At 57.2% G+C, this 21,713-nt stretch carries 23 protein-coding genes; 6 read left to right on the top strand and 17 right to left on the bottom strand.

The window, feature by feature from the left end:
* Position 1 precedes the first annotated feature (1 nt).
* Positions 2–868 carry a phosphoribulokinase gene (locus CDH48_RS11990; RefSeq protein WP_100688979.1) on the top strand — a complete coding sequence of 289 codons (867 nt, stop codon included), beginning with the start codon at positions 2–4 and terminating at the stop codon, positions 866–868.
* 15 nt (positions 869–883) lie between these two features.
* Here CDH48_RS11990 and speD read toward each other — a convergent pair whose 3' ends face one another.
* Both speD and CDH48_RS11980 read right to left on the bottom strand, forming a co-directional pair.
* Positions 884–1,681, bottom strand: coding sequence for an adenosylmethionine decarboxylase (gene speD, locus CDH48_RS11985; protein WP_100688978.1), 798 nt, complete (start codon positions 1,679–1,681; stop codon positions 884–886).
* Positions 1,682–1,851: 170 nt separating this feature from the next.
* Positions 1,852–2,274, bottom strand: coding sequence for an OsmC family protein (locus tag CDH48_RS11980; protein ID WP_100688977.1), 423 nt, complete (start codon positions 2,272–2,274; stop codon positions 1,852–1,854).
* Between the two features lie 276 nt (positions 2,275–2,550).
* On the opposite strand from CDH48_RS11980, the gene crp reads away from it, so the two are divergent.
* Entirely contained in the window at positions 2,551–3,192 is a 642-nt protein-coding gene (gene crp / locus CDH48_RS11975) for a cAMP-activated global transcriptional regulator CRP (RefSeq protein WP_100688976.1), read from the top strand.
* Here the strand turns inward: crp and CDH48_RS11970 are convergent.
* From CDH48_RS11970 to CDH48_RS11950, 5 genes are all read right to left on the bottom strand, one after another.
* Complete coding sequence (locus CDH48_RS11970) at positions 3,189–4,058, bottom strand: alpha/beta fold hydrolase (protein ID WP_100688975.1); 870 nt, start codon at positions 4,056–4,058, stop codon at positions 3,189–3,191. The genes crp and CDH48_RS11970 overlap by 4 nt on opposite strands.
* A 102-nt stretch (positions 4,059–4,160) precedes the next feature.
* Positions 4,161–5,240: a molybdenum ABC transporter ATP-binding protein gene (gene modC / locus CDH48_RS11965; protein ID WP_100688974.1), complete on the bottom strand. Its 1,080-nt coding sequence runs from the start codon at positions 5,238–5,240 to the stop codon at positions 4,161–4,163.
* Positions 5,240–5,917: a molybdate ABC transporter permease subunit gene (gene modB, locus CDH48_RS11960; RefSeq protein WP_100688973.1), complete on the bottom strand. Its 678-nt coding sequence runs from the start codon at positions 5,915–5,917 to the stop codon at positions 5,240–5,242. The genes modC and modB overlap by 1 nt, the downstream gene beginning before the upstream one ends.
* Before the next feature lie 20 nt (positions 5,918–5,937).
* Positions 5,938–6,717 (bottom strand): molybdate ABC transporter substrate-binding protein, encoded by a 780-nt coding sequence (gene modA, locus CDH48_RS11955; RefSeq protein ID WP_100688972.1) that lies wholly within the window; start codon positions 6,715–6,717, stop codon positions 5,938–5,940.
* A 34-nt stretch (positions 6,718–6,751) separates the two neighbouring features.
* Positions 6,752–7,492 (bottom strand): glutathione S-transferase family protein, encoded by a 741-nt coding sequence (locus CDH48_RS11950; RefSeq protein WP_100688971.1) that lies wholly within the window; start codon positions 7,490–7,492, stop codon positions 6,752–6,754.
* A 174-nt stretch (positions 7,493–7,666) separates the two neighbouring features.
* Here CDH48_RS11950 and CDH48_RS11945 point away from each other — a divergent pair, with 174 nt between their 5' ends.
* Positions 7,667–8,650 carry an META domain-containing protein gene (locus tag CDH48_RS11945; protein WP_227521066.1) on the top strand — a complete coding sequence of 328 codons (984 nt, stop codon included), beginning with the start codon at positions 7,667–7,669 and terminating at the stop codon, positions 8,648–8,650.
* A gap of 64 nt (positions 8,651–8,714) precedes the next feature.
* Here CDH48_RS11945 and CDH48_RS11940 read toward each other — a convergent pair whose 3' ends face one another.
* The 3 genes from CDH48_RS11940 to CDH48_RS11930 all read right to left on the bottom strand — a co-directional run bounded on the left by CDH48_RS11940 (position 8,715) and on the right by CDH48_RS11930 (position 11,902).
* Entirely contained in the window at positions 8,715–9,773 is a 1,059-nt protein-coding gene (locus CDH48_RS11940) for a betaine/proline/choline family ABC transporter ATP-binding protein (RefSeq protein WP_100688970.1), read from the bottom strand.
* 9 nt (positions 9,774–9,782) lie between these two features.
* Positions 9,783–10,817 carry an ABC transporter permease gene (locus CDH48_RS11935; protein ID WP_100688969.1) on the bottom strand — a complete coding sequence of 345 codons (1,035 nt, stop codon included), beginning with the start codon at positions 10,815–10,817 and terminating at the stop codon, positions 9,783–9,785.
* A gap of 116 nt (positions 10,818–10,933) precedes the next feature.
* Positions 10,934–11,902, bottom strand: a complete 969-nt coding sequence (locus tag CDH48_RS11930) for an ABC transporter substrate-binding protein (protein WP_100688968.1) — start codon at positions 11,900–11,902, stop codon at positions 10,934–10,936.
* Positions 11,903–12,286: 384 nt separating this feature from the next.
* Between CDH48_RS11930 and CDH48_RS11925 the strand changes: the two genes are divergently transcribed.
* A complete protein-coding gene (locus CDH48_RS11925; protein WP_100688967.1) occupies positions 12,287–12,904 on the top strand; it encodes a glutathione S-transferase family protein in 618 nt (205 codons plus the stop codon).
* Positions 12,905–12,926: 22 nt separating this feature from the next.
* Here the strand turns inward: CDH48_RS11925 and CDH48_RS11920 are convergent, their stop codons facing one another.
* A complete protein-coding gene (locus CDH48_RS11920; RefSeq protein WP_227521065.1) occupies positions 12,927–14,108 on the bottom strand; it encodes a sensor domain-containing diguanylate cyclase in 1,182 nt (393 codons plus the stop codon).
* 95 nt (positions 14,109–14,203) lie between these two features.
* Between CDH48_RS11920 and CDH48_RS11915 the strand changes: the two genes are divergently transcribed.
* Complete coding sequence (locus CDH48_RS11915) at positions 14,204–14,812, top strand: DUF4202 domain-containing protein (RefSeq protein ID WP_100688966.1); 609 nt, start codon at positions 14,204–14,206, stop codon at positions 14,810–14,812.
* An 18-nt stretch (positions 14,813–14,830) separates the two neighbouring features.
* On the opposite strand, the gene trpC is transcribed toward CDH48_RS11915, so the two are convergent.
* The 6 genes from trpC to rpe form a co-directional block, all read right to left on the bottom strand.
* Positions 14,831–15,646 (bottom strand): indole-3-glycerol phosphate synthase TrpC, encoded by an 816-nt coding sequence (gene trpC, locus CDH48_RS11910; protein WP_100688965.1) that lies wholly within the window; start codon positions 15,644–15,646, stop codon positions 14,831–14,833.
* Between the two features lie 200 nt (positions 15,647–15,846).
* Entirely contained in the window at positions 15,847–16,875 is a 1,029-nt protein-coding gene (trpD, locus tag CDH48_RS11905; protein ID WP_100688964.1) for an anthranilate phosphoribosyltransferase, read from the bottom strand.
* A gap of 14 nt (positions 16,876–16,889) precedes the next feature.
* On the bottom strand, positions 16,890–17,471 hold the full coding sequence (locus CDH48_RS11900) for an anthranilate synthase component II (RefSeq protein ID WP_100688963.1): 582 nt from the start codon (positions 17,469–17,471) through the stop codon (positions 16,890–16,892).
* Between the two features lie 15 nt (positions 17,472–17,486).
* The gene (gene trpE / locus CDH48_RS11895; RefSeq protein WP_100688962.1) at positions 17,487–18,974 is read right to left on the bottom strand and encodes an anthranilate synthase component I; all 1,488 of its coding nucleotides are present in this window, start codon (positions 18,972–18,974) and stop codon (positions 17,487–17,489) included.
* A gap of 247 nt (positions 18,975–19,221) precedes the next feature.
* Positions 19,222–19,911 carry a phosphoglycolate phosphatase gene (locus CDH48_RS11890; RefSeq protein ID WP_100688961.1) on the bottom strand — a complete coding sequence of 230 codons (690 nt, stop codon included), beginning with the start codon at positions 19,909–19,911 and terminating at the stop codon, positions 19,222–19,224.
* Positions 19,908–20,609: a ribulose-phosphate 3-epimerase gene (rpe, locus tag CDH48_RS11885; protein WP_100688960.1), complete on the bottom strand. Its 702-nt coding sequence runs from the start codon at positions 20,607–20,609 to the stop codon at positions 19,908–19,910. Before rpe ends, CDH48_RS11890 begins: the two co-directional genes overlap by 4 nt.
* Before the next feature lie 170 nt (positions 20,610–20,779).
* Between rpe and CDH48_RS11880 the strand changes: the two genes are divergently transcribed.
* Positions 20,780–21,688, top strand: coding sequence for a DUF3530 family protein (locus CDH48_RS11880; RefSeq protein ID WP_100688959.1), 909 nt, complete (start codon positions 20,780–20,782; stop codon positions 21,686–21,688).
* Positions 21,689–21,713 lie beyond the last annotated feature (25 nt).

Raw genomic sequence — 21,713 nt, 5'->3', positions numbered from 1 at the left:
CATGTCAAAGCGGCATCCTGTTATCGCAGTCACAGGCTCGTCTGGCGCTGGTACCAGCACCACCGGCCAGATTTTCCGGCGCATGTTTGCCAGTGAAGGGTTGAAAGCGGCCATGGTCAGTGGTGACAGCTTTCACCGCTATAACCGGGAGCAAATGGCACGGCTGGCCGCCAAAGGCCAGTTTGGTGAGCGTAACCATTTTGCTCTCGCAGCCAACCACATCGATAAGCTGGAAGCGCTGTTTTACGATTACGGCCAGACAGGCAATGGCCGTTACCGCCAGTATGTTCATGATGAGGATCGCGAACTGCAGGCCGAAGGCCACAAAGCGGGCACGTTTACGCCCTGGGGCTCCCTTGCGCCGGACACCGATCTGTTATTCTACGAGGGGCTGCACGGGGCGGTGGTGAGTGAGGCATTTAACATTGCCCAGTATGTGGACCTGCTTATCGGGGTGGTGCCCATCGTAAACCTGGAGTGGATACAGAAAATACACCGGGATACCCATCAGCGTGGTTACAGCCAGGAAGCCGTCGTTACAACGATCATCAACCGTATGGATGACTATGTCCACGACATAGTGCCTCAGTTTTCCCACACCCATATCAACTTCCAGCGTATTCCCCTGGTAGACACCTCCAACCCTTTTGTGGTCCGGGATGTGCCCACGGAGGATGAGAGCATGCTGGTGATCCGATTCCGGGATGCTTCCGAGGTGGATTTTTCCTACCTGTTGCAGGCAATACAGAACAGCATCCTGTCACGCCATGACACATTGGTTATCCCGGGTACAAAAATGGCGCTGGCCATGGACCTGATTGTGAGGCCCATGGTGCAGCGCCTGATTGCCCAGAAAGCGTTTGCCTGACTTTGCCGGCGGGCGCTACTCTTCCATGTTGCGGGAGTAGAAAATCTCCAGCTTTTCGCGGCGAAGCCTGTCCTCGATAGACCTGGCTACCTCCGGGTCCAGTTCATCGGCATTTTCGCCGAACACGTGGTTATCCAGATGGAACTCTTTCAGCATCATCTTGGTGTGGAAGAGGTTTTCCTGATAAACGTTTACATCGATCATCTGGTAGGCTTTCTGGGTATCTTCCGTCAGATAGTTCTGGATCGAGTTGATGTCGTGATCAATGTAATGCTTGGTGCCGTCCACATCACGGGTAAACCCGCGCACACGGTAGTCAACGGTTACCACATCGGAATCGAAACTGTGGATCAGATAGTTCAGCACTTTCAAAGGTGAGATCAGGCCGCAGGTAGACACGTCGATGTCTGCCCGGAAGGTGCTGATCCCCTCGTGGGGGTGGCTTTCCGGGTAGGTGTGGACGGTTACATGGCTTTTGTCCAGATGCGCCACGATGGTGTCGGGCAGCGGGCCGGGCGATTCTTCATTGTCAGGTTCTTCTCCGCTGGACAGTTCGTGCTCGGCAATAAGCATGGTGACCGAGGCACCGTGGGGTTCGTAATCCTGGCGGGCGATGTTGAGAATATTGGCGCCGATGATCTTGACCACGTCGGTCAGGATCTGGGTGAGACGTTCCGCATTGTACATCTCGTCAATGTAATCAATGTAGCCTGCGCGTTGTTCTTCGGTCTGCGCGTAACAGATGTCGTAGATATTGAAGCTCAGGGATTTGGTCAGGTTGTTGAAACCGTGTAACTGGAGTTTGGGTTCCATACTCAGCCCCTCCGGATTATGGAGATGAATGACGACAGAGCGGCAATTGCATGCTCTGCACAGGCCGCCACCGACTACTGACCAGGTAGTACACCTTTTGCGCAGACCGGCGGAGAAAGGGCGGTATTATGCACGCCCCGCCAGGTATTGAATAGTGCCGCGAGCAGGGTCTATTCAGTGGTACGTATTTCGTAGCTGTGAGTGATTTCCACGCCTGCTTTTTCAAGCATGATAGAGGCAGAACAATACTTCTCTGCGGACAGGCTCACAGCCCGTTTTACCTGGTTTTCCCTGAGGTTTCGACCGGTCACCACGAAATGAAGATGGATCCTGGTGAAGACTGCAGGCACGGCGTCTGCCCGCTCGGCTTCCAGTTCGGTATGGCAGGCAGTGACATCCTGCCGGCTTTTTTTCAGAATGCTCATGACATCAAATGACGAACAGCCTCCAAGGCCCATCAGCAGCATTTCCATGGGGCGGGGCCCCAGATTTTCGCCGCCGTGATCGGGTGGCCCGTCCAGTTGCACGGAGTGTCCGGAGCCACTGGTGGCCCGGAAGCTGGTGTTGCCTGTCCAGTCGATGGTTGCTTTCATGACGGGTAATCTCCTGTTAGACAAGGGCAGGCGTGCGCCGGCCCGGGATAAACGACTGGGACAGGATGCTAGCACAACCCGGGTTTGCGGGCAGGGGCTGGCGACTGGTGACACCGTTTCCAGATACATCCTGTATACTCTTTCCGGTTGCCCGGAGCAGGCCTTCTTGTTATAAGTTGCTCTGATCTGTACGAAAAATAAATGAACCCGCAGGGAAAGTCGGGTGAACAACAAACATCGGAACCCGCCAGTATTTGAGGAGGCACGACTCGCACCATGGCCACTATCGTCAAGCCGGTTGAGCAGAAAACCAAGCATCTCGATTATTTTCTTTCGCAATGTCATCGCCGCCGTTATCCGGCCAAGAGCACCATTATTTACGCCGGCGACAAAAGCGATTCCCTGTTTTACATAGTCAAGGGTTCCGTAACGGTTATCATCGAAGACGACGACGGCCGCGAGATGATCATGGCCTACCTCAACGCCGGGGACTTTTTTGGCGAGATGGGGTTGTTCGATAACATGGATTCCCGCAGCGCCTGGGTAAAAGCCAAAACCGAGTGTGAAGTGGCTGAAATCAGCTACACCAAATTCCGTGAAATTGCCCAGCAGGATCCGCGGGTTCTCTATTTTATTGGTGAACAGATGGCGTCACGTCTGCGCCAGACCACGCGCAAGGTTGGCGACCTGGCGTTTCTGGACGTAACCGGTCGCGTTGCCCGCACTTTGCTGGATCTGTGCAAGGAGCCGGATGCCATGACACACCCGGATGGCATGCAGATCAAGATCACCCGCCAGGAAATTGGCCGTATTGTAGGCTGCTCCCGCGAAATGGTTGGCCGGGTACTCAAGACCCTGGAAGAGCAGGGGCTGGTAATGGTCAAAGGCAAAACCATGGTGGTTTACGGGACCCGTTAAGGCCGGATAAAACTGCGCACTGCACTGGCAATTGCCTCCGGTTCAGTGAGAGGTGCCCAGTGTGTTGCATCCAGCCGCCTGCAGGTAAGTCTGGCAGCCCAATGGTTTTGCTGGCGGAAAAGGTCCTCGCCAACATATTTGTCCCTGTCCAGAATGATCAGTTGCACCGGGCAGGTGGCGAATCTTGGTCGCGGTTTCAGCAGCCGCGGCAGGAAGTTGGCCCGGTAAAGCTTTACTCCAAAGCGTCCATCGGCCTTTTGCAGCGTGCTGAAACAGGCATCCGTAACGCCTTCCCGCTGCAACAGAGCCGGCCACTTCCTGTCCAGCCCCATGCGCCAGAGGGTTTCCGGTACAACAGGGAGCTGAAAGAGGAAAACATACCAGGATCGCAGCAACTGCCTGGCAACTCTGCCAGAACCTCCGCCGGTAAGATCCAGGGCTTCGGCTCTGAGCCAGGCTGCGACATGGTCAAGGCAGGGGCCGGAAAGGGTCGTATAGGAAAGAATCCGCTCCTGCAGCGGGCCGGAGCCCACAGATTCCCAACTCTGTATCGAGCCCCAGTCGTGGGCGAGCAGGTGAAACCGGCGGCCCGGCAATAGTTGCTCAACAACGGCCCTGAGATCCCCGGCCAGCAAGGATAGCCGGTAATCCCGTGTGCGTTCGGGTTTGTCGGAAAGGCCGGCGCCACGGACATCGTATCGAACCACAAAGAAATCGTCTGCCAGCGCATCCGCCACTTTGTCCCAGATATGGTGATTGTCCGGGTACCCGTGAACCATCATCAGCGGCGTAGCTTCCGGATTTCCCTGGGTTACGGCGTGGAGTGATAGTTTGCCGCTGGCAACGCGGTGTGTTCTGGAGGTCATTGCGGTTCCCGTCATCTGCAATTGAACGGTTTACGCTTGGGAGCTTACTTGCCGGGGGCTGGAACGGCTGTGGCCAAATGGGCCAGAAACCGGTCCGGCAGATCAATCAACTATGGCTACAGATTTGATCTGCATCCAGACTTTCTGGCCGGGTTCAATCGCAAGAGTATGTACCGCTCGTGTGGTCAGGCGCGAGAGAAACGGAGTTTGCCCTGCCAGCAGTCTGACCATGGATGTTCCCGGGCGTACGTCCGAGGCGACTTCATCAACCATGGCGGGCAGCAGGTTTTGAATGCTCTGATCAGTCTGTCGGCTTCTGGCCAGGCTGATATCCCTTGCCAGCACCTGCAAGCGAATCCTTTGCCCGATTGCCAGGTGTCCATCGGCACGCAGCCAGAGGTGGCCTCCTGCAAAATCGGCCCGGCACAGATGCCAATGCTCGTCGTGTTCTGACACTGTGGCATCCAGAATTACCCCCGAATCTTCCTCAAGCCCAAAGGGCTGATCTGTGCGTGCCATGATTGTTTGCAGCGGGCCCTCGGCAACTACCCGGCCTCCATCCATCATCACAATGTGATCCGCCAATCGCGCAACCTCTGCGGTGGAGTGGGAGACATAGAGCATGGGGATAGCGAGGTTGTCCCGCAAGGCCTCCAGATAGGGCATGATCTCCCTTTTGCTGGCCTGATCGAGGGCAGACAGAGGCTCATCCATCAGCAGAAGCTTTGGGCTGGTGAGCAGTGCCCGGGCGATCGCCACACGCTGGCGCTCCCCCCCTGATAACTTTTCAGGCATCCGGCCAAGCAGGCGCGAGAGGCCCAGCCATTGAACAGCCTGGTCAAACGATATCCGGCGTTCACTTTCGGGAATTCGCCTGTACCCGTACATCAGGTTGCGCTTCACCGAGAGGTGGGGGAACAGGCTGGTTTCCTGAAACACATAAGCAAGAGGCCTTTGGTGAACAGGACGGCTGTCAGTTCCACTCTGCCATTGGTCACCGTTAACGCGCATGATGCCATCTGCGCTCTGAAGACCCGCCATGCAGCGCAACAAGGTGGTTTTTCCGCAACCCGAGTGCCCGAACAGGGCGGTGAGCCCGCTACCCGGGAGATCCAGATCCACGTCAAGTGCAAAGTTACCGACACTGCAGGCGAAGCGTGCCTGTATTCCTGCTGCCGCCATTACTTCACCAGCCCGGACTGCATCCGGCCGTTGAGGGAGTAGAGCGTTACCAGTACCACGAAGGAGAACACCACCATGCCGGCAGAGAGCCAGTGGGCCTGTGTGTATTCCAGGGATTCCACGTGGTCGTAGATAGCGACGGAGAGCACCTTGGTTTCACCGGGAATGTTGCCGCCAATCATCAACACAACGCCGAATTCACCGATGGTATGGGCGAAGGTGAGTACGCTGGCGGTGAGAAAGCCGGGCCGGGCCAAAGGCACGACAACGGAAAAGAATCGGTCCCGGGGTGAGGCCCGGAGCGTGGAGGCCACCTCCAATAGTTGCCGGTTGATTGAGCCAAAGGCGTTCTGCAGCGGCTGAACGGTAAACGGCAGCGAATAGATAACCGATGCAATCACCAGCCCTTCAAAAGTGAAAGGAAGCAGACCAAGCCCCAGCTGTTCGGTGATCTGCCCAACCACGCCTTTGGGCCCCATCAATACCAGCAGGTAAAAACCCAGAACCGTGGGCGGCAGCACCAGAGGCAGCGCAACAATGGCCGAAATGGGCTGTCTGAGCCAATGGTTGCTGCGGGCCAGCCACCAGGCGATGGGTGTTCCCACTAACAAAAGCAGGGCGGTAGTCAGGCCTGCAAGCTTCAGGGTGAGCCAGACGGGCTCCCAATATATATCCATGGTGTTGGCCGGGTAACTGCTCAGAGTTCGGTTTCGTAGCCGGCGGCTTCAATGATACGCCTGGCTTTGTCGCTGCGCAGGAAATCAAGCCACTGGCGAGCGGCGTCATTTTTCTCACTGCGGGTTAAAAGAATAGCCTGTTGATTGATTGGGGAGTAGTAACTTTGCGGGATCAGCCAGAGTGAGCCGTCTTTATGATCCCAGGCGCGAACCTGTGAGAGGGCGACAAAACCTGACTGGGCGTTGGTGGTGGCGACAAACTGAAACGTCTGGGCAATGGAATCACCGCGTACAAGGCGGCTTTGCAATGAGTCCCAAAGGCCCATTTCGGTCAGCACTTCCCGGGCGGCAAGGCCGTAAGGTGCGGTTTTGGGGTTTGCTATCGCCAGTCGGGCAAAAGCTCCGGATTCCAGCCAGTCTTTCGGGTCGTCAAAGGTGTCGGGTACCGGGCTCCACAGCACCAGTTTGCCCCGGGCATAGGTGAACCGGGTGCCAGGCACCCCCTGGCCGTTCTCTTCAAGCAGTTCCGGGCGGCGACGGTCAGCGGCCAGAAATACATCAAACGGCGCACCGTTATCAATCTGTGCATACAATTTGCCGGTGGAGCCGTAGCTCGCCTCTGCTTGCAGGCTGGTTTCTTCACCGAATGCTGCAATCAGGTTGCGGGTAGTGTCGGTGAAGTTGGCGGCCACAGCAATGCGAACATCAGCGGCCCGGGCATGACTGCCGAACGTCAGAAACAGGATGAGTCCGAGGCATAGCGACAGCCGTTGGCTATAGTCTGTTCGGGGCAGGGGCATGAGCAGGTCTCCTTATATTCACCTGTGTAAAACGCTACCGATAGTCCGAGTAAATTTTTTTTAGTACCTGCAGTTGCGGCTGCCACTGATCAAGCCAGGCTTTTATCTCCCTGGGGATTCGCGCAGGCTTTGGCCAGGGAACCAGATAGGCCTGCGGCTGAAACAGCGGAGCAAAAAGGGCTGCGGCTGTCAGATCGGCGCGCGAGAAGGTGTCGCCCGCCAGAAAGGGCTGCCGGCTGTAGGTTTCTGCCAGTTCTGTGAGCAGGGTTTCCATGGTTTGCCGGGACTTTTCGGCAGTATTTTCGTTTATTTTCATCCACTTTCGCATTATTTCGTTTACCCGGCTGAAGGCCAGGCTGAGCAGGATGCGGTTGTAGAAAGGCGTGCCCGCGGCCAGCATCGGCACCACAATTTTCGGGCGCTGCAGGAAATGATGATAGGAATAACAACGAACGGCCGGCCCGGCCTCGTCATCCAGGCGTGTCTCCCATGCCAGTGCCAGTGATTTCGCAGCTTCATCCACCGGTGTGAGTGGTATGTCGGGGAAGGTTTTGTCGAGGTAGTCCAGTATGTGTGATGAGCCCTGAATAACGTCACCATTATGCTCCAGCACTGGTACAGAAGTGCCCGCGCCCCTGGTGAGCTTCTGCACGGTTTTTGCGTGCTGCCCTGGCAGCAGGTTCGTGGTTTCATAATTGAGTTTTTTGTAATCCAGTGCCCAGCGGATTTTCTCGCAGTAGTGGGATATGGCGAACTGGTAGAGCCTGAGTGCCATGGGCAGCCTCCTGGGTAAAGGCTCTCAGCATAGCGTTGCACCGGGGAGATAAAAAGCAGTGGCGGCTCCGGGTTGCGTGTTTTTAACAGCCATCACGCCTTTGCCATTGGTTTTCAGGCGGGCGAGTCATTAAGATGCCAGCATTGACTCATGATCTGACCAGAGGACGTGTCTATGTACTCGAAGCGGCTTTTTATGATCTCCGCCATTGCAGGTGCCAGCCTGTTTCTCGGCGCCTGTGCCACGGATACCGGGCCGGATACTGCCAGAGCATTGGGTACCTATGAGTGCGGCCAGCTTGAGGTTGCCGTTACCGCATCGGGTGAGGGCGACATGCTGAGTGTGGCTTACCAGGGCAAACGCCAGCTGCTTAAACAGCAAGTAAGCGCTTCCGGGGAGCGTTACGTGGCCCCCGGGGACGATGAGACCAGTTTCTGGATCAAGGGTGACCGGGCATGGTTCACCGTAAGAGGGCAGGCATACCCGGAATGCCTGCGGGCAGGCGCGCTGGAAATGCCGTTTGAGGCCACTGGCAACGAGCCTTTCTGGCACGTCCGGATACAGGGCGACACGTTGCTGTTCAATCGACCTTATGAGTCTTCAGGCCCTGAGAAAATAGCGCTGGAAACCACCGTTGCAAACCGCCATGGGCGGGAATTTCGTGGTGAGCTGGACGGGCAGGAGCTGACATTGAAGGTAGCTCGCCAACTGTGTGAGGACACCATGTCGGGTGCCCAGTTTCCGGCTCAGGTTCGGCTGGAGCTGAACGGGGAGGTTTTTAAAGGCTGTGGCGGTGATCCCGAGCGCCTTTTCCGTGGTGCGCAGTGGGTGGTTGACGATCTGGCAGGCACCGGCATTATTGATCGCTCCCGCATGACAATCGAGTTCTTTGATGACAACCGTGTCGCCGGGCGCGCTTCCTGTAACCGCTACGGAGGTCAATACGAACTCACAGGTGAAGGCATCAGTTTCAGTTCCATGTACGCGACCAAAATGGCGTGTGCGCCGGCCCTGATGAACCAGGAAGACCGCTTTCTGGAGCTGCTTTCGCGCGTGAAACGAGCATCGATAGGCCGCAACGGAGAGTTGCTCCTGACAACATCCGAGGGTGAAATAATTACCGCCTTCAAGTCAACAGAAACTACCGGGGGCCAATAAAGGATCTGTGCTGACAACTGGCCAGTAAGCCGGCGAGTGCTCAGGCTTACTGGCTTCTGGCAGATCAGTTCTTGCGTAGACCGCGCTCGGTGGCTGCATCGGTGGGAACCAGTGCGCGGGTGAGGGCTTTCATGCTCAGGCTGCCCACCATCTCTCCATCCCGGACAACCCTGAAGATCTTGTCTGTATCGCCCCCGGAGCGACTCAGCACTGCCTCAAGATTGTCTTTCTCGGAAATATCCCCCGCATAGTCCGCATCCCTGTCGAAGTCCGTATCCATAACAGAACGCACCCGAAGCACACGCGCGCGGTTGATGTCACTGATAAAGTCGACGATATAGGGATCGTTGGGGTTAAGCAGAATTTCCTGTGGATCACCCTGCTGAACCACTTCACCATCCTTGAGAATGACCAGATGCTCGGAGAGTTTCAGCGCTTCGTCCAGATCGTGGGTGATGAACACGATGGTTTTCTGAAGCTCGCTCTGCAGCTCCAGTAGCAGATCCTGCATGTCTGACCGGATAAGGGGGTCCAGGGCGGAGAAGGCCTCGTCCATCAGCATGATGGGGGAGTTGGATACCAGCGCACGGGCAATGCCAACCCGCTGCTGCATACCACCCGATAACTGATGCGGGTACTGGTTTTCATTGCCCTCAAGACCAACCCTGGCCAGCCATTTTACCGCTTCGCTTTCGAAATCTGCGACGGTGTAACCGCGAATGTTCAGGGCCATGCCGGCGTTCTCAAGCACGGTCTTGTGCGGCAGCAGGGCGAACTTCTGGAACACCATGGACATCTGTTCCCGCCGCAGCTGGCGTAATTGTTCTTCGTTCAGGTCCAGAACATTTTCCCCATCGAGGTGGATTTCTCCGGCGGTGGGTTCTATCAGGCGGTTGAGATGACGGATCAGCGTGGATTTTCCGGAACCCGAAAGCCCCATGATCACGGTAATCTTGCCGTCGAGGATATCCACATTGATATCCCTGAGCCCCAGAACATGGTTTTGCTGGTCCAGCAGATCGGCCTTGTTCATGCCCCGCTTTACATATTCCAGAGCCACATCCGGCGTTGGCCCGAATATCTTGTAGAGGTTTCTGATGGAAATCTTTATATCATTTGCCACGTTCTGTCCTCACTGCTTTTGGCTGGCATTGATACGCGCCAGAGAAGCCTTGGTCACCCGGTCCAGAATGACTGCCAGGATGACAATACCGAGGCCGGAAACCAGGCCAACCCCAAGCTCCAGGTTGCGAATGCCGCGAAGCACCAGCACGCCGAGACCGGGCGCTGAAACCAGAGATGCGATAACGACCATGGCAAGGCTCATCATGATGGTCTGGTTGACACCGGCCATGATGTTGGGCAGAGCCAGCGGGATCTGAACCTTGAACAGCTTCTGTCTCGGTGTCATGCCGAAGGCATCCGCGGCTTCAATCACGTCTTTATCCACCAGCCGTATCCCCAGGTTCGTCAGCCGCACCACGGGCACTATGGCGTAGAGAATAATGGCGATACCGTAGAGTTTGGATTCGGTCACGCTGAACAGGAAGATCAGCGGGATCAGGTACACAAACGGTGGCAGGGTCTGCAGCATATCCAGCACCGGAATGGTCAGCCGTTGCATGGTATCGCTTCTAGACATGGCGATGCCTATAGGCACGCCAAAGAGCACGCAGAGGAAGGCGCAGACAAAAATAATGGCCAGCGTCTGCATGGCGTATTCGTAGTAATCGATGAATGCCAGCAGGCAAATGCTGCCGGCAACAAACATAACCAGTTTCCAGGATTTGGTCACCACGAACACAACGGCGAGCATAACAGGGATGATAATCCACCAGGGGGTGTTCAGCATGCCGTAAAGTGCGCTGTCCAGAAACCAGCTCAGGGGTTGGGTCAGGGGGTCAAGCACCAGGCTGAGACTGTCTTTGATGTCCAAAAACCCCTGTTCCAGGCCCTTGGTAAGTTCTCGTGACTGGGGGAAGGCGGCGCAGGATTCGTTGAGTGCATCCATGGACGGAAACGGGAGGTCCCACAGGGATGGGGGTTCTGCGTCCTTGCCTTTGGTTTTTGCAAGCAGGTCAGCCATGGACATGGGGCCATCGTCTTTTCCTTTTGCGCACCAGTCTTCTAGCCCCAGCGCTGAGAACAGGGAGTCGTAGGTTGCCATTCGTGTTCAGCCTCTTCTACGCATGGGCAGCCATGCGTTCATAATCAATTGCTACTACGTTCAGGCTTGCCCGGGGCAGCTCGTCAGAATGCTGCACCCGGGCCAGGGCGGGTCGATCAGTTTTCAAGAATGGCGGCGAGTTTCTTTCTGGCATCATCGTTCAGCCAGCCAGACCATTCATCACGGTTGTTGCTCAGGTAATAAACAGCGGCTTCTTCGCCGGATGCGTTGTTGGCATCCATCCACGCCAGCAATGCGCTCATGGTGTCCGTTTTAAACGTCATTTTGCTCAGCATTTCAGTTACTTCCGGCTCCCTATCCTTGAAGTCGGTGGTCACCGATGTCAGAACCGGTGCAGCCGGGAACTCGGAAACGCCCGGGTTGTCCGCGTCGGGGTTCTGATTCTTCTCATGGATCTCCTTGTTGTACTCGCCCAGTTTTACCCGGGTCATGTCGTACTTGCCGAGAGGCACTGTCGGGCCCCAGTAATAGCCCAGCCAGGGTTCTTCATTCTGCACAGCAGAGGCCATTGAGGAGGCCAGGGTTTCGCCAGACCCGTGGTTGAAAACTTTTATGCCGGAGCTTTCCAGATCCAGCGCCCGGATCAGGTTGTCACTGACAATCCGGCAGCCCCAGCCGTCGGGGCAGTTGTTGAAACGCCCGCCCACCAGTTCAGGATTGGCCATCACGCCTTCGATTGTCTTCAGTTCCGGGTGCTCCTCAGCCAGGTACGTGGGGATCCACCAGCCCTCAACGCCGCCAGGATCAAGTACTTTTCCGAGCCTTTCGATTTTGCCCTCTCTTTCAAGGCGCAGGTAAGCCTCACCAGCCGAGTTCAGCCAGAGCTCGGTCACAATGTCGGGCTCACCGTTTTCTGCAACAGACGTTACGGCAGGTACGGTATCGGAAGGCACAACCTTTACGTCGCAGCCATAACCTTGCTCCATGATGAATTTGGCTACGTTGGTGACCACGGTGTTGGAGGCCCAGTTCATTTCCGTGATGGATACTTCCCCACAATTGGCCTGTGCCATGGCGGGAACTGAGAGCGCACATAGCAGTGCAGCAGACGCAAGCTTTCGCATAGTCACTTCTCCGTTCTGATGATTGTAAAATCGATTGGAGCGGTTTTTATCGCTTTTCTGACGCTCCCTGTGTTGGTGTCAGATCGAGTGTTAACGGGTTCTACTACTGAGGAGAGGCAACCGGAAGAGGTTCCCTGGAGTGCGGCTTTCTGGCAATACTGAAAGTAGGGCAAAACGACTCATCTCGGTTACCACGTACCTACAAGCATAAGGATCCTGCGCTCAGTTACAAGGTTTTCACAAAAATACGTCATTTTTCCAGACGCATCCTTGCCTTGACCCTGGCTTCTGGTCAGTTGCTTGACGCAACTCTTTTTTCGGGCCAATCTCACCTGTAACCTTTATGCTGGAATCACGGATTTACCCGGAACGGAGTTGATAATAATGAAGATTTTTGAAACGAAAACGGCACCGAATCCCCGCCGCGTACGCATGTTCATGGCAGAGAAAGGTTTGCTGGATAAAGCCGAATTCATTGAGATTGATTTGCAGAAGGGCGAAAACCTGACGCCGGAGTACGTAGCGCGTAACCCCATGAAGAAAGTGCCGGTGATGGAGCTGGATGACGGCACCTGCATTGCCGAGACCATGGCCATTTGCCGTTATTTTGAGGAAAGCTACCCGGACACCCCAACGCTTCTGGGAGACACCCCTCTGGAAAAGGCGTTGATTGAACAGTGGGTAAGGTGGGTGGAATTCTACTTCTTCATGCCCACAGGCATGTGCTTTCAGCACACCAGCGGTTATTTCAAGGACAGAATGAACCCCATCAAGGAATGGGGAGAGGATTGCGGCAAGAGTGTTGGCAAGTTTATGGAGTTTCTCGACAATCATCTTGCCAACAAGGAATACATCTGTTGTGACCGGCTTACCGCTGCCGATATCAATGCCTTCACAACGGTGGCCTTCGCCCGGGTGGTAAATATCCGTATTCAGCCCGGGCAAACCCACCTGCAGGCGTGGTATGACCGTATCAAGGCACGCCCGTCAGCGCAGGTCTGACGCGCCCGGGTACCAACTGAAGTCAGCATGCGGTGGCGTCTGAAGCGTCCTGTCCTGGTGCAGGATCATGGCCGGAATTAGACGGAGTGCTGACCTCTGTGCGATTGCGGCCATTTTTCTTGGCCTGGTAGAGTGCGTCATCAGCGCGCTTGATGGCGCTTTCGATATCATCGCTGCCACGGCAACTGGTGACGCCCAGGCTGATGGTCTGGTGGATGTCGTGCCCGCCGGCCACCATGGGTTCGTTTGCAAGAGACAGGCGCGCCTTCTCCGCCACGTGCCGGGCTCCGTCCGGCCCGGTTTCCGGTAACAGCATCAGAATTTCCTCACCACCCCAGCGGCAAAGGGCATCCTGTGCACGCATGTGGCTACCCACTCTGCGCGCGGTTTCCTGGAGCACAATGTCGCCAACGTTGTGGCCGTAGGTGTCGTTTACTCGCTTGAAGTGATCCAGGTCGCCCAGAACAAGACTGTAAGTGGTTCCGGAGCGCTGGGCCCGGGCATGTTCCTGCTCCAGCAGCTGATGCATGGCCCTGCGATTCAGCAGGCCGGTCAGCAGGTCGGTTGTTGCCTGGTCCCGGAGCTCCTGCCTGGCTATGAATTCCCCTGCTCGCAGCTGCCTCAGGGCTGCACTCAGAACGATGCCAATCACCATCATCACCATGGGGTCGAACATGTATGGCAGCAGCTCTGTAAAGGTCAGGCCGCGCATTCTGGCAGCGAACACAAAGATTACCAGGGGCAGAACGAACATGAGCCACCATTCTTTGGGCCCTCTGACCGACAGTATGGCAACGCCGAAAAAACTGATGATGATTCCATTGGTAATCTGATAAGTAGCGGCAGACGGCCCGTTGTAGTGAATGAGGAACAGCGCAAGTATCATGACCATAACGGAAACCCCCATGGCCCTGAGCAGATAGCGGCTTTGGCACATGGGTTTACCGGTGTAGTGGGAAAGCAGTGTAAGCAGAGCCGTGAGCAGCACCGGTGTCCGGAAGCCCAGCTCGGTGAGCCAGAGATCCGGGCGGTGGGCCAGGCGCAGTTCATGGGTAAACTGGTAGAAAAGCACGGTGATCAGAAGCACCCAGGCGGCCACAACGGCTACTTGCCCTTCCACGGTCCTTATATAGGCCTCATAGGCTGGACGCCATTTGGGTGGTACCTTTTCATATGGCGGTTTGAGGCCTGAAAATCTCATCATCGTCATAGTCCGGCTGCCAGTAGCTCTAATCATCAGTTAATGCTGCGCCCGGCGCAACGCCCCGGCGGAGCAGTCATGTCGTAAAAGGAGACAGTATGGAGCGAGCATCCCTCAAGTGTGCTCTGGATGCGATTGACAATGCAAATCGCGCCGACCCCAATGAAGAGGTGGTGGCAGGTGAAACCCTGCCACGGGAGTATGCTTACAGCTTGCACATGACCCGCTGGCTGCATGAGCTGGAACCTTCGCCTTCCGAACGGATGCAGATTGCCTGCCGCGCCCAGCATATCGAACGCTGGAAAATGCCCCGCAGTGACTATCCGGAGGGCCGCAAAGCCTATTACCAGTGGCGCCAGGCCTGTGGTCGCATGCATGGGCGCCGGGCTGCGGAAATCATGGCCGGTTGTGGATACCCGGAGAGCGAATGTGAGCGGGTTGAGGTGATTCTGACCAAGCGGGAATTGCGTAAGGACGCCGACACCCAGCTACTGGAAGACGTTGCCTGCATGGTGTTTCTGGAAAAATACTTTGCGCAGTTCTATACCGATAACACCGAATACGAGCGGGAGAAGTGGCTGAGGATTGTGCGGCGCACCTGGGGCAAAATGTCGCAGCGTGCCCACGAGCGGGCTTTGGCATTATCGGCAAAGTTGCCGGAGCATCTGCAGTTGTTGATGCAGGAGGCGCTGGCGGGCCCTGCATGATCCGCCGGCCTCTTTGGACTATTCCGGGAAAAACAGTTCCTGCAGCTTCTTGCCCGGACTGGCCGCGCGCATGAAGGATTCGCCCACCAGAAATCCGTAAATGCCCCGGCCGGTCATGGCTTCCACGTCGGCCCGGGTCATGATGCCGCTTTCGGTGATGGCCATACGTTCCGGGCCTATGCGCTGGTGCAGGTTGAAGGTGGTGTCCAGGGACACATCGAAGCTGTGCAGGTCGCGGTTGTTGATGCCCACCAGTGGCGTGCTGAGGGTGAGTGCATCGTCCATTTCTTCGCTGTTGTGCACTTCTACCAGTACGTCCATGCCGGTTTCATGGGCTATGCCTTCGAGTTCCTGCATCTGGTCTTTGGTTAGGCAGGCGGCGATCAGGAGTATGCAGTCGGCACCGATGGTGCGGGCTTCGTACACCTGGTAGGGCGCAACCATGAAGTCTTTGCGGATAACCGGCAGGCTGCAGGCGTTGCGGGCGGCGATCAGGTAGTCTTCGTGGCCTTTGAAGAAGTCGTGATCGGTGAGTACGGACAGGCAGGCAGCGCCCCCCCGTTCGTAGCTTTCGGCGATTTCGGCCGGCTCAAAGGGGTCGCGGAGTATGCCTTTGCTGGGGGAGGCCTTTTTGATTTCGGCGATAACCGCAGGGGTGCTGGCTTCGATGCGTCGGCGCAGGGCGCTGGCGAAGCCTCTTGTATCTGGCTGGTCGCCGGATAGGGCCTTGAGGTCTTCCAGGCTCTTTTGCCGCTTGCGTGAGTCGATTTCTTCCCACTTTCTTTCTACGATTTTGCGCAGGATGGTGGGGGTTTTGTCGTTTTGCTTGGCCATTTTTGTCTGGTTCCGTGTTTGAGCCTGCCGGCAGCCGCCTCTCAAAACACGCCCGTGAATACGTCCCTGTAGGGCTTGGCTGCAGCCATCCCTGGCTGCAGACAGTTTTGAGAGGCGGCTACCGGCAGGCTCTCAGAATTTGGATGCTGGCCTCGCTGGCAGGAGGCTCCACTGCTTGCTCAGCCTGTTTGGTCTGAAAGTCAAAAACAGTGCGAAAAATCCGCCAGTTCCGCCAGTTTTCCAGCCGCCAGGCCGGAACCCATGGCGTCCAGTGCCATTTCCACACCCATTTTAGCGGTCGGTGCCAGGCCGGCAACGTAGATGGCAGCGCCAGCGTTGAGGGCGATCAGGTCCCGGGCTTTTTCGGCCATTTCGTCGTGGCCCCGTCCGAAGGCGGCCTTGATCAGTTTCAGGGATTCTTCGGCAGTGTCAACGGACAGGCCTACCAGGCTCTGACTCTTTACGCCGAGGTCTTCCGGGGTTATGTCGTATTCGATGATTTCGCCGTTTTTCAGTTCCGCCACATGGGTGACGCTTGCCAGGCTGATTTCATCCAGGCCGTCTTTGGAAGCCACAACCATGATGTGCTCGGAGCCCAGTTTTTGCAGTACTTCGGCCATGGGGCGGCAGAGGGCTTTGCTGAATACCCCCACTAGCTGGTGTTTGACGCCCGCGGGGTTGGTCATGGGGCCGAGGATGTTGAACAGGGTGCGGCAGCCCATTTCCCTGCGCGGGCCGACGGCGTGTTTCATGGCGCCGTGGTGGGCCGGGGCGAACATGAAGCCGACGCCGATCTGTTCCACGCAGCGGGCGACCTGTTCCGGTGTAAGGTTGAGGTTGATGCCCGCCTGTTCAATCAGATCGGCGCTGCCGCTTTTGGAGGAGACGGCGCGGTTGCCGTGTTTGGCGACAAAGCCGCCTGCCGCAGCCACAACGAATGCGGAGGCGGAGGATACGTTGAACAGGTTGGCGCCGTCGCCGCCGGTGCCGACTATGTCCACCAGTGGCTCGGCCTTGATGGTTACGCCGGAGACCAGTTCGCGCATGACTTCCACGGCGCCGGTGATTTCGTCCACGGTTTCGCTTTTGATGCGCAGTCCCATCAGCAGGGCGCCTATCTGGGCGTCGGTGGCTTCGCCGTTCATGACGATGCGCATCACCTGTTTCATTTCGTCCCGGGACATGTCGAGGTTTTCCGCCACCCGGTTCAGTGCGTCTTTCATGTTCATTGGTTTTGCCTTTTTTATTGGGTTCGCAGGAAGTTGCGCAGCAGTTCGTGGCCCTGTTCGCTCATGATGGATTCCGGGTGGAACTGCACCCCTTCGATGGCCAGGGTCTTGTGGCGCACGCCCATGATTTCTTCCACGCTGCCGTCGCTGTTGCGGGTCCATGCAGTCATTTCCAGACAGTCCGGCAGGCTGGCCTGTTCGATCACCAGGCTGTGGTAGCGGGTAGCCTGCACAGGGTTGTTAAGGCCACGGAATACGCCGGTGTTGTTGTGAAACACCGGGGAGACTTTTCCATGCATCACGCGCCCGGCGCGGATGATCTTGCCGCCGAATACCTGGCCGATGGCCTGGTGGCCCAGGCAGATGCCGAGTATGGGAATTTTGCCGGCAAAGTGGCGAATGGCTTCCATGGAAACCCCCGCTTCATTGGGTGTGCAGGGACCGGGGGAGATTACCAGCTGTTCCGGGTTTAGCGCTTCGATCTGCTCCACAGTGATTTCGTCGTTGCGGTGTACCTGCACCTCGGCACCCAGCTCTGCAAGGTACTGCACCACGTTGTAGGTGAAGGAATCGTAGTTGTCGATCATTACCAGCATGATGTGTCCCTCGCCTCAGTGGTCGAAATCGTTGTAGGTCATGGCCACGGCGCGGAAAATGGCGCGGCCCTTGTTCATGGTTTCTTTCCACTCAAGGCGGGGTATGGAGTCGGCCACTATGCCGGCACCGGCCTGTATGTGCAGGGTCTTGTCCTTGATCACCGCAGTGCGGATGGCGATGGCCGTGTCCATGTTGCCATTGAACGAGAGGTAGCCCACGGCGCCGCCGTAAACACCCCGTTTGACCGGTTCCAGTTCGTCGATGATTTCCATGGCCCGGGTTTTCGGGGCGCCGCTCAGGGTACCTGCGGGCAGGGTGGCCTTGAGTACGTCGAGGCAACTGGTGCCGTCTTTTACCTGACCGGTCACGTTGGACACAATGTGCATCACGTGGGAGTAGCGTTCCACCGCCATTTTTTCAGTAAGCTTTACGGTGCCGGTTTCTGATACACGACCGGCGTCGTTACGGCCCAGGTCGATCAGCATCAGGTGTTCGGCAATCTCTTTCGGGTCGGCCAGCAGTTCGGCTTCCAGGGCCCGATCCTCGGCTTCCGTAGCGCCGCGTTTGCGGGTGCCGGCGATGGGGCGAACGGTGACTTCACGGTCTTCCATGCGCGCCAGAATTTCCGGCGACGAGCCCACAATGTGGAAGTCGTCCAGATCCAGGAAGTACATGTAGGGCGAGGGGTTCAATACCCGCAGTGAGCGGTACAAATTTAACGGCGGCGCTTCAAACGGGATCGACATGCGCTGGGAAATGACGGTTTGCATCACGTCGCCGTCCAGCACGTAATCCTTGATGGTATCCACTGCGGCTTCGAACTTTTCCTGGCTGAAGCCGGACACGAACTCGCTTTCGTCCACGGTTTTGCCGCGCAGGTGTGCCGGAGTTTGCGGGGCGTTGGCGGTTTGCCGGTGCAGCTTCTGTTCCAGCTCGTCCAGCCGTAACTGCGCATCTTCGTAACCGCGTTCATCCGCCGGATCCACGTGCACAATCAGGTGCAGCTTGCCCCGCAGGTTGTCAAACACCACCAGCTCGTTGGACACCATCAGCAGTATGTCCGGCGTGCCAATGCGGTCCGGGGGGCAGCTGTTTGCCAGGCGCTTTTCAATGTAGCGCACTGTGTCGTAGCCGAAATAACCCACCAGGCCGCCGTTAAAGCGGGGCAGTTCTTCCAGGTCGGGCGCGTTGAAGCGTGCCTGATAACTGGCCACAAACGCCAGCGGGTCATCCACTTCAGCGCTTTCAACCAGCTCCCCGTGGCGGCGAATCTCTATGCGGTGATCATATACCTTGAGCACTTCCTGGCTGGGCAGGCCGATGATGGAGTAACGGCCCCATTTTTCACCACCCTGAACGGATTCAAACAGATAGGAGTAGGGACCGCTGGCGAGCTTGAGGTAGGTACTCAAGGGGGTGTCCATGTCCGCAAGCACTTCACGGTACACGGGGATACGATTGAAGCCGGCCTGTGCCAGCTTGCGGAATTGTTCGGCGTTCATGTTCGGGTTTCCTGGGATCTGATCTGCGTTCCGGTAGGCAGGCCACTATGCTGGCCGGGGCCTGCCGGGTGGTGGCGTCAAACGGGCAGGCGCTCGCTTTCCGCCGGGCTGAGTGTGTTCAGCCGGTACGCCATCGCCACCATCGTGTTGCGCGGGTATTAAAAGTGCCTCGCGCGGCAGTCAGATTCAGTCCCTGCACGGCAGGAATCTCCCGAATTGATAAGAAAAAAGTTCAAGATCTGAGAGATTACAAAAGCTCGCTCAGGGAATCAACCACAGCGTCTGCCCCCAGTGCCTGCACCGAGCGGCCAAAATTGTAGCCGTAGGTGACCGCCACACAGGGGATGCCGGCGGCCTGGGCCGCACTGACGTCTGCCGCGGAATCACCCACCATCACTGTGGTGCCACGACTGCCCTGCAGTGTTTCCATGGCATGGAGCAACGGGCCGGGGTCTGGCTTTTTGGTACTCAATGTATCGCCCCCCACCACCAGCCGGAAATACTCCTCCAGCCCCAGTTGTTTCAACAGCGGGCCCACAAACTGTTCCGGCTTGTTGGTTACCACGGCTATGCGGCAGCCGAGCCGGGTTAATGCCTCAAGGCAGGGCTCAACTCCGGGAAAAACCACGGCATGCTGGCCGTTGAGCTGCCGGTAGTTGTTGAAAAACATCGTCAGGGCATCGTTAAACAGGGCATCGTCTGCCGCACTCGCAGGTTCCCAGTCGGCTTTGCCAGCAAGGGCGCGCCGCATCAGTATGGGGGAGCCGTGGCCCACCCACTGGCGCACTTTTTCAAGGCCCGCCGGTTTGCGTCCCAACTGTTCAAGGGTGCGGTCCACCGCGGCAGCAAGATCCGGAGCACTGTCTACCAGGGTGCCGTCGAGATCAAACAGCGCAACACCGGGCCAGCGCGCATTGAACAGACCTGCCAGGCTCATTGGCTCAGTACCTTCTGGCCCAGTGCGGTGCGGGCGTATTCCAGTTCCAGGCGCATGGCATCAATGGTGGCCTTGTAATTGTCTGTGTTGAAAATGGCCGAGCCTGCAACAAAGGTGTCGGCGCCGGCCTCGGCAATTTCACGGATGTTGTCGGTTTTTACGCCGCCGTCGATTTCCAGCCGGATGTTATAGTTGCTGGCGTCGATGCGCTTACGGGCTTCCCGCAGCTTGTCCAGGGTGCCGGGAATGAACTTCTGGCCACCAAAACCGGGGTTTACCGACATCATCAGCACCATATCGAGCTTGTCCATCACGTGATCCATGTAATGCAGCGGCGTGGCCGGGTTGAACACCAGGCCGGCTTTGCAGCCACCCTCGCGAATCAGCTGCAGGGAACGGTCGATATGCTGTGTGGCTTCCGGGTGGAAAGTGATGTAGCTGGCACCGGCATCAATGAACATGCGGATCAGATCGTCCACCGGCGTTACCATCAGGTGTACATCGATAGGCGCAGTAACGCCATACTTGCGCAGCGCTTCGCACACCATCGGCCCGATGGTCAGGTTGGGCACATAATGGTTGTCCATGACATCGAAATGCACCACGTCTGCGCCGGCTGACAGCACGTTATCCACTTCTTCGCCCAAGCGGGCAAAGTCGGCAGACAGAATGGATGGGGCGATCAGGTAAGGGTTCATAACGCTTCTCGCAAACAATTGGCGGTAATTGACAGTAATCTTGCGGCAAACCGCAAACGGGTGACATTCTAACAGCACACAAGGGTTTTTTCGTAGCCAGAGGAGCAGGAACTGTGCACCGATCCAGAGCAATAAGCCGACGCAGCTGCGGCAGGAACATAAGTGGTTGCATGCTGGCCATTCTGCTGGCAGTCAACAGTCTGCCCGCATTTGCTCTGGAGGAAGAGCCTTCAGCGCAAAATGAAGAGCCCTCAGCGGAGGAAGCAAAGTCTCCAATCGGCGAAGTGCGGGGAGTGGTGTCGTCTGGCCTGGGTGAGTGGGGCCTCAGCCAGAGGTTTCCGGACTCCGCATTATGGCTGGATATGGAAGACGGTTCCCGCACGCTGGCGCTTTTCTGGCCCGAAACGGAGGCCCCGGCAAGAGGCGCCCTGATTATTTTGGCCGACGAGGGCGAGAATGCCGCATCCGGCCTGGCAGGGGCACTGGCCCGGGAGTTGGCAACCCGGAAGCTGGCGGTACTTTCGCTGGGCCTTGAAGCCCCGCCCGCTTCACTTGAACAGGTTCTTGAGCGTCCGGGTTCTGCGCCCGGAACAGAAGCCACAGAGCCGGGCCGGAAGGCCGCCAGTCCGGCAACCATTGATGTCATGGCACCGGAAACGCCGGTGGAGATGGAAGCTGTGTACCGCTCCCGAATCCGGAACGAACTGTCAGCGGCTGAAACGCTGCTTGAGCAGCGCGGGTACCAGCTTGCAGGTGTGGTCGGGATAGGTCGTGGCAGCAACCATGTGGTGCCTTTTGTTGCAGGATTGAAAACACCTGCGGCACTGATCTGGGTTGAGCCCGCGTTCTATCCCCGGGATAGCGATCGGTTGGCGGAAGCGCTGGAAAGCGCTTCTGTGTCGCGCATTCTGGAGTTGTCTTCATCGGAAGACCGGGTGCGGCGCAAGGCCCGTTTGCAACGGGCGGGAATGGAAGCTTTCAGCTTGCAGCCCGTGGCTCCAGGCTCTGCAAGCATACCGCCAGACGGGAAGGCCCTGGCGAGCAGAATATCGGCCTGGTTAAAGCCGGATGCACGTTAACAGCAGAAAAATTCGAGAGCAGGGA

Source organism: Marinobacter aromaticivorans (assembly GCF_002806975.1).
GTDB lineage: Bacteria > Pseudomonadota > Gammaproteobacteria > Pseudomonadales > Oleiphilaceae > Marinobacter > Marinobacter aromaticivorans.
Note: the sequence above shows the minus strand (reverse complement) of the source record. Positions and strands in the feature narration are given on the sequence as shown.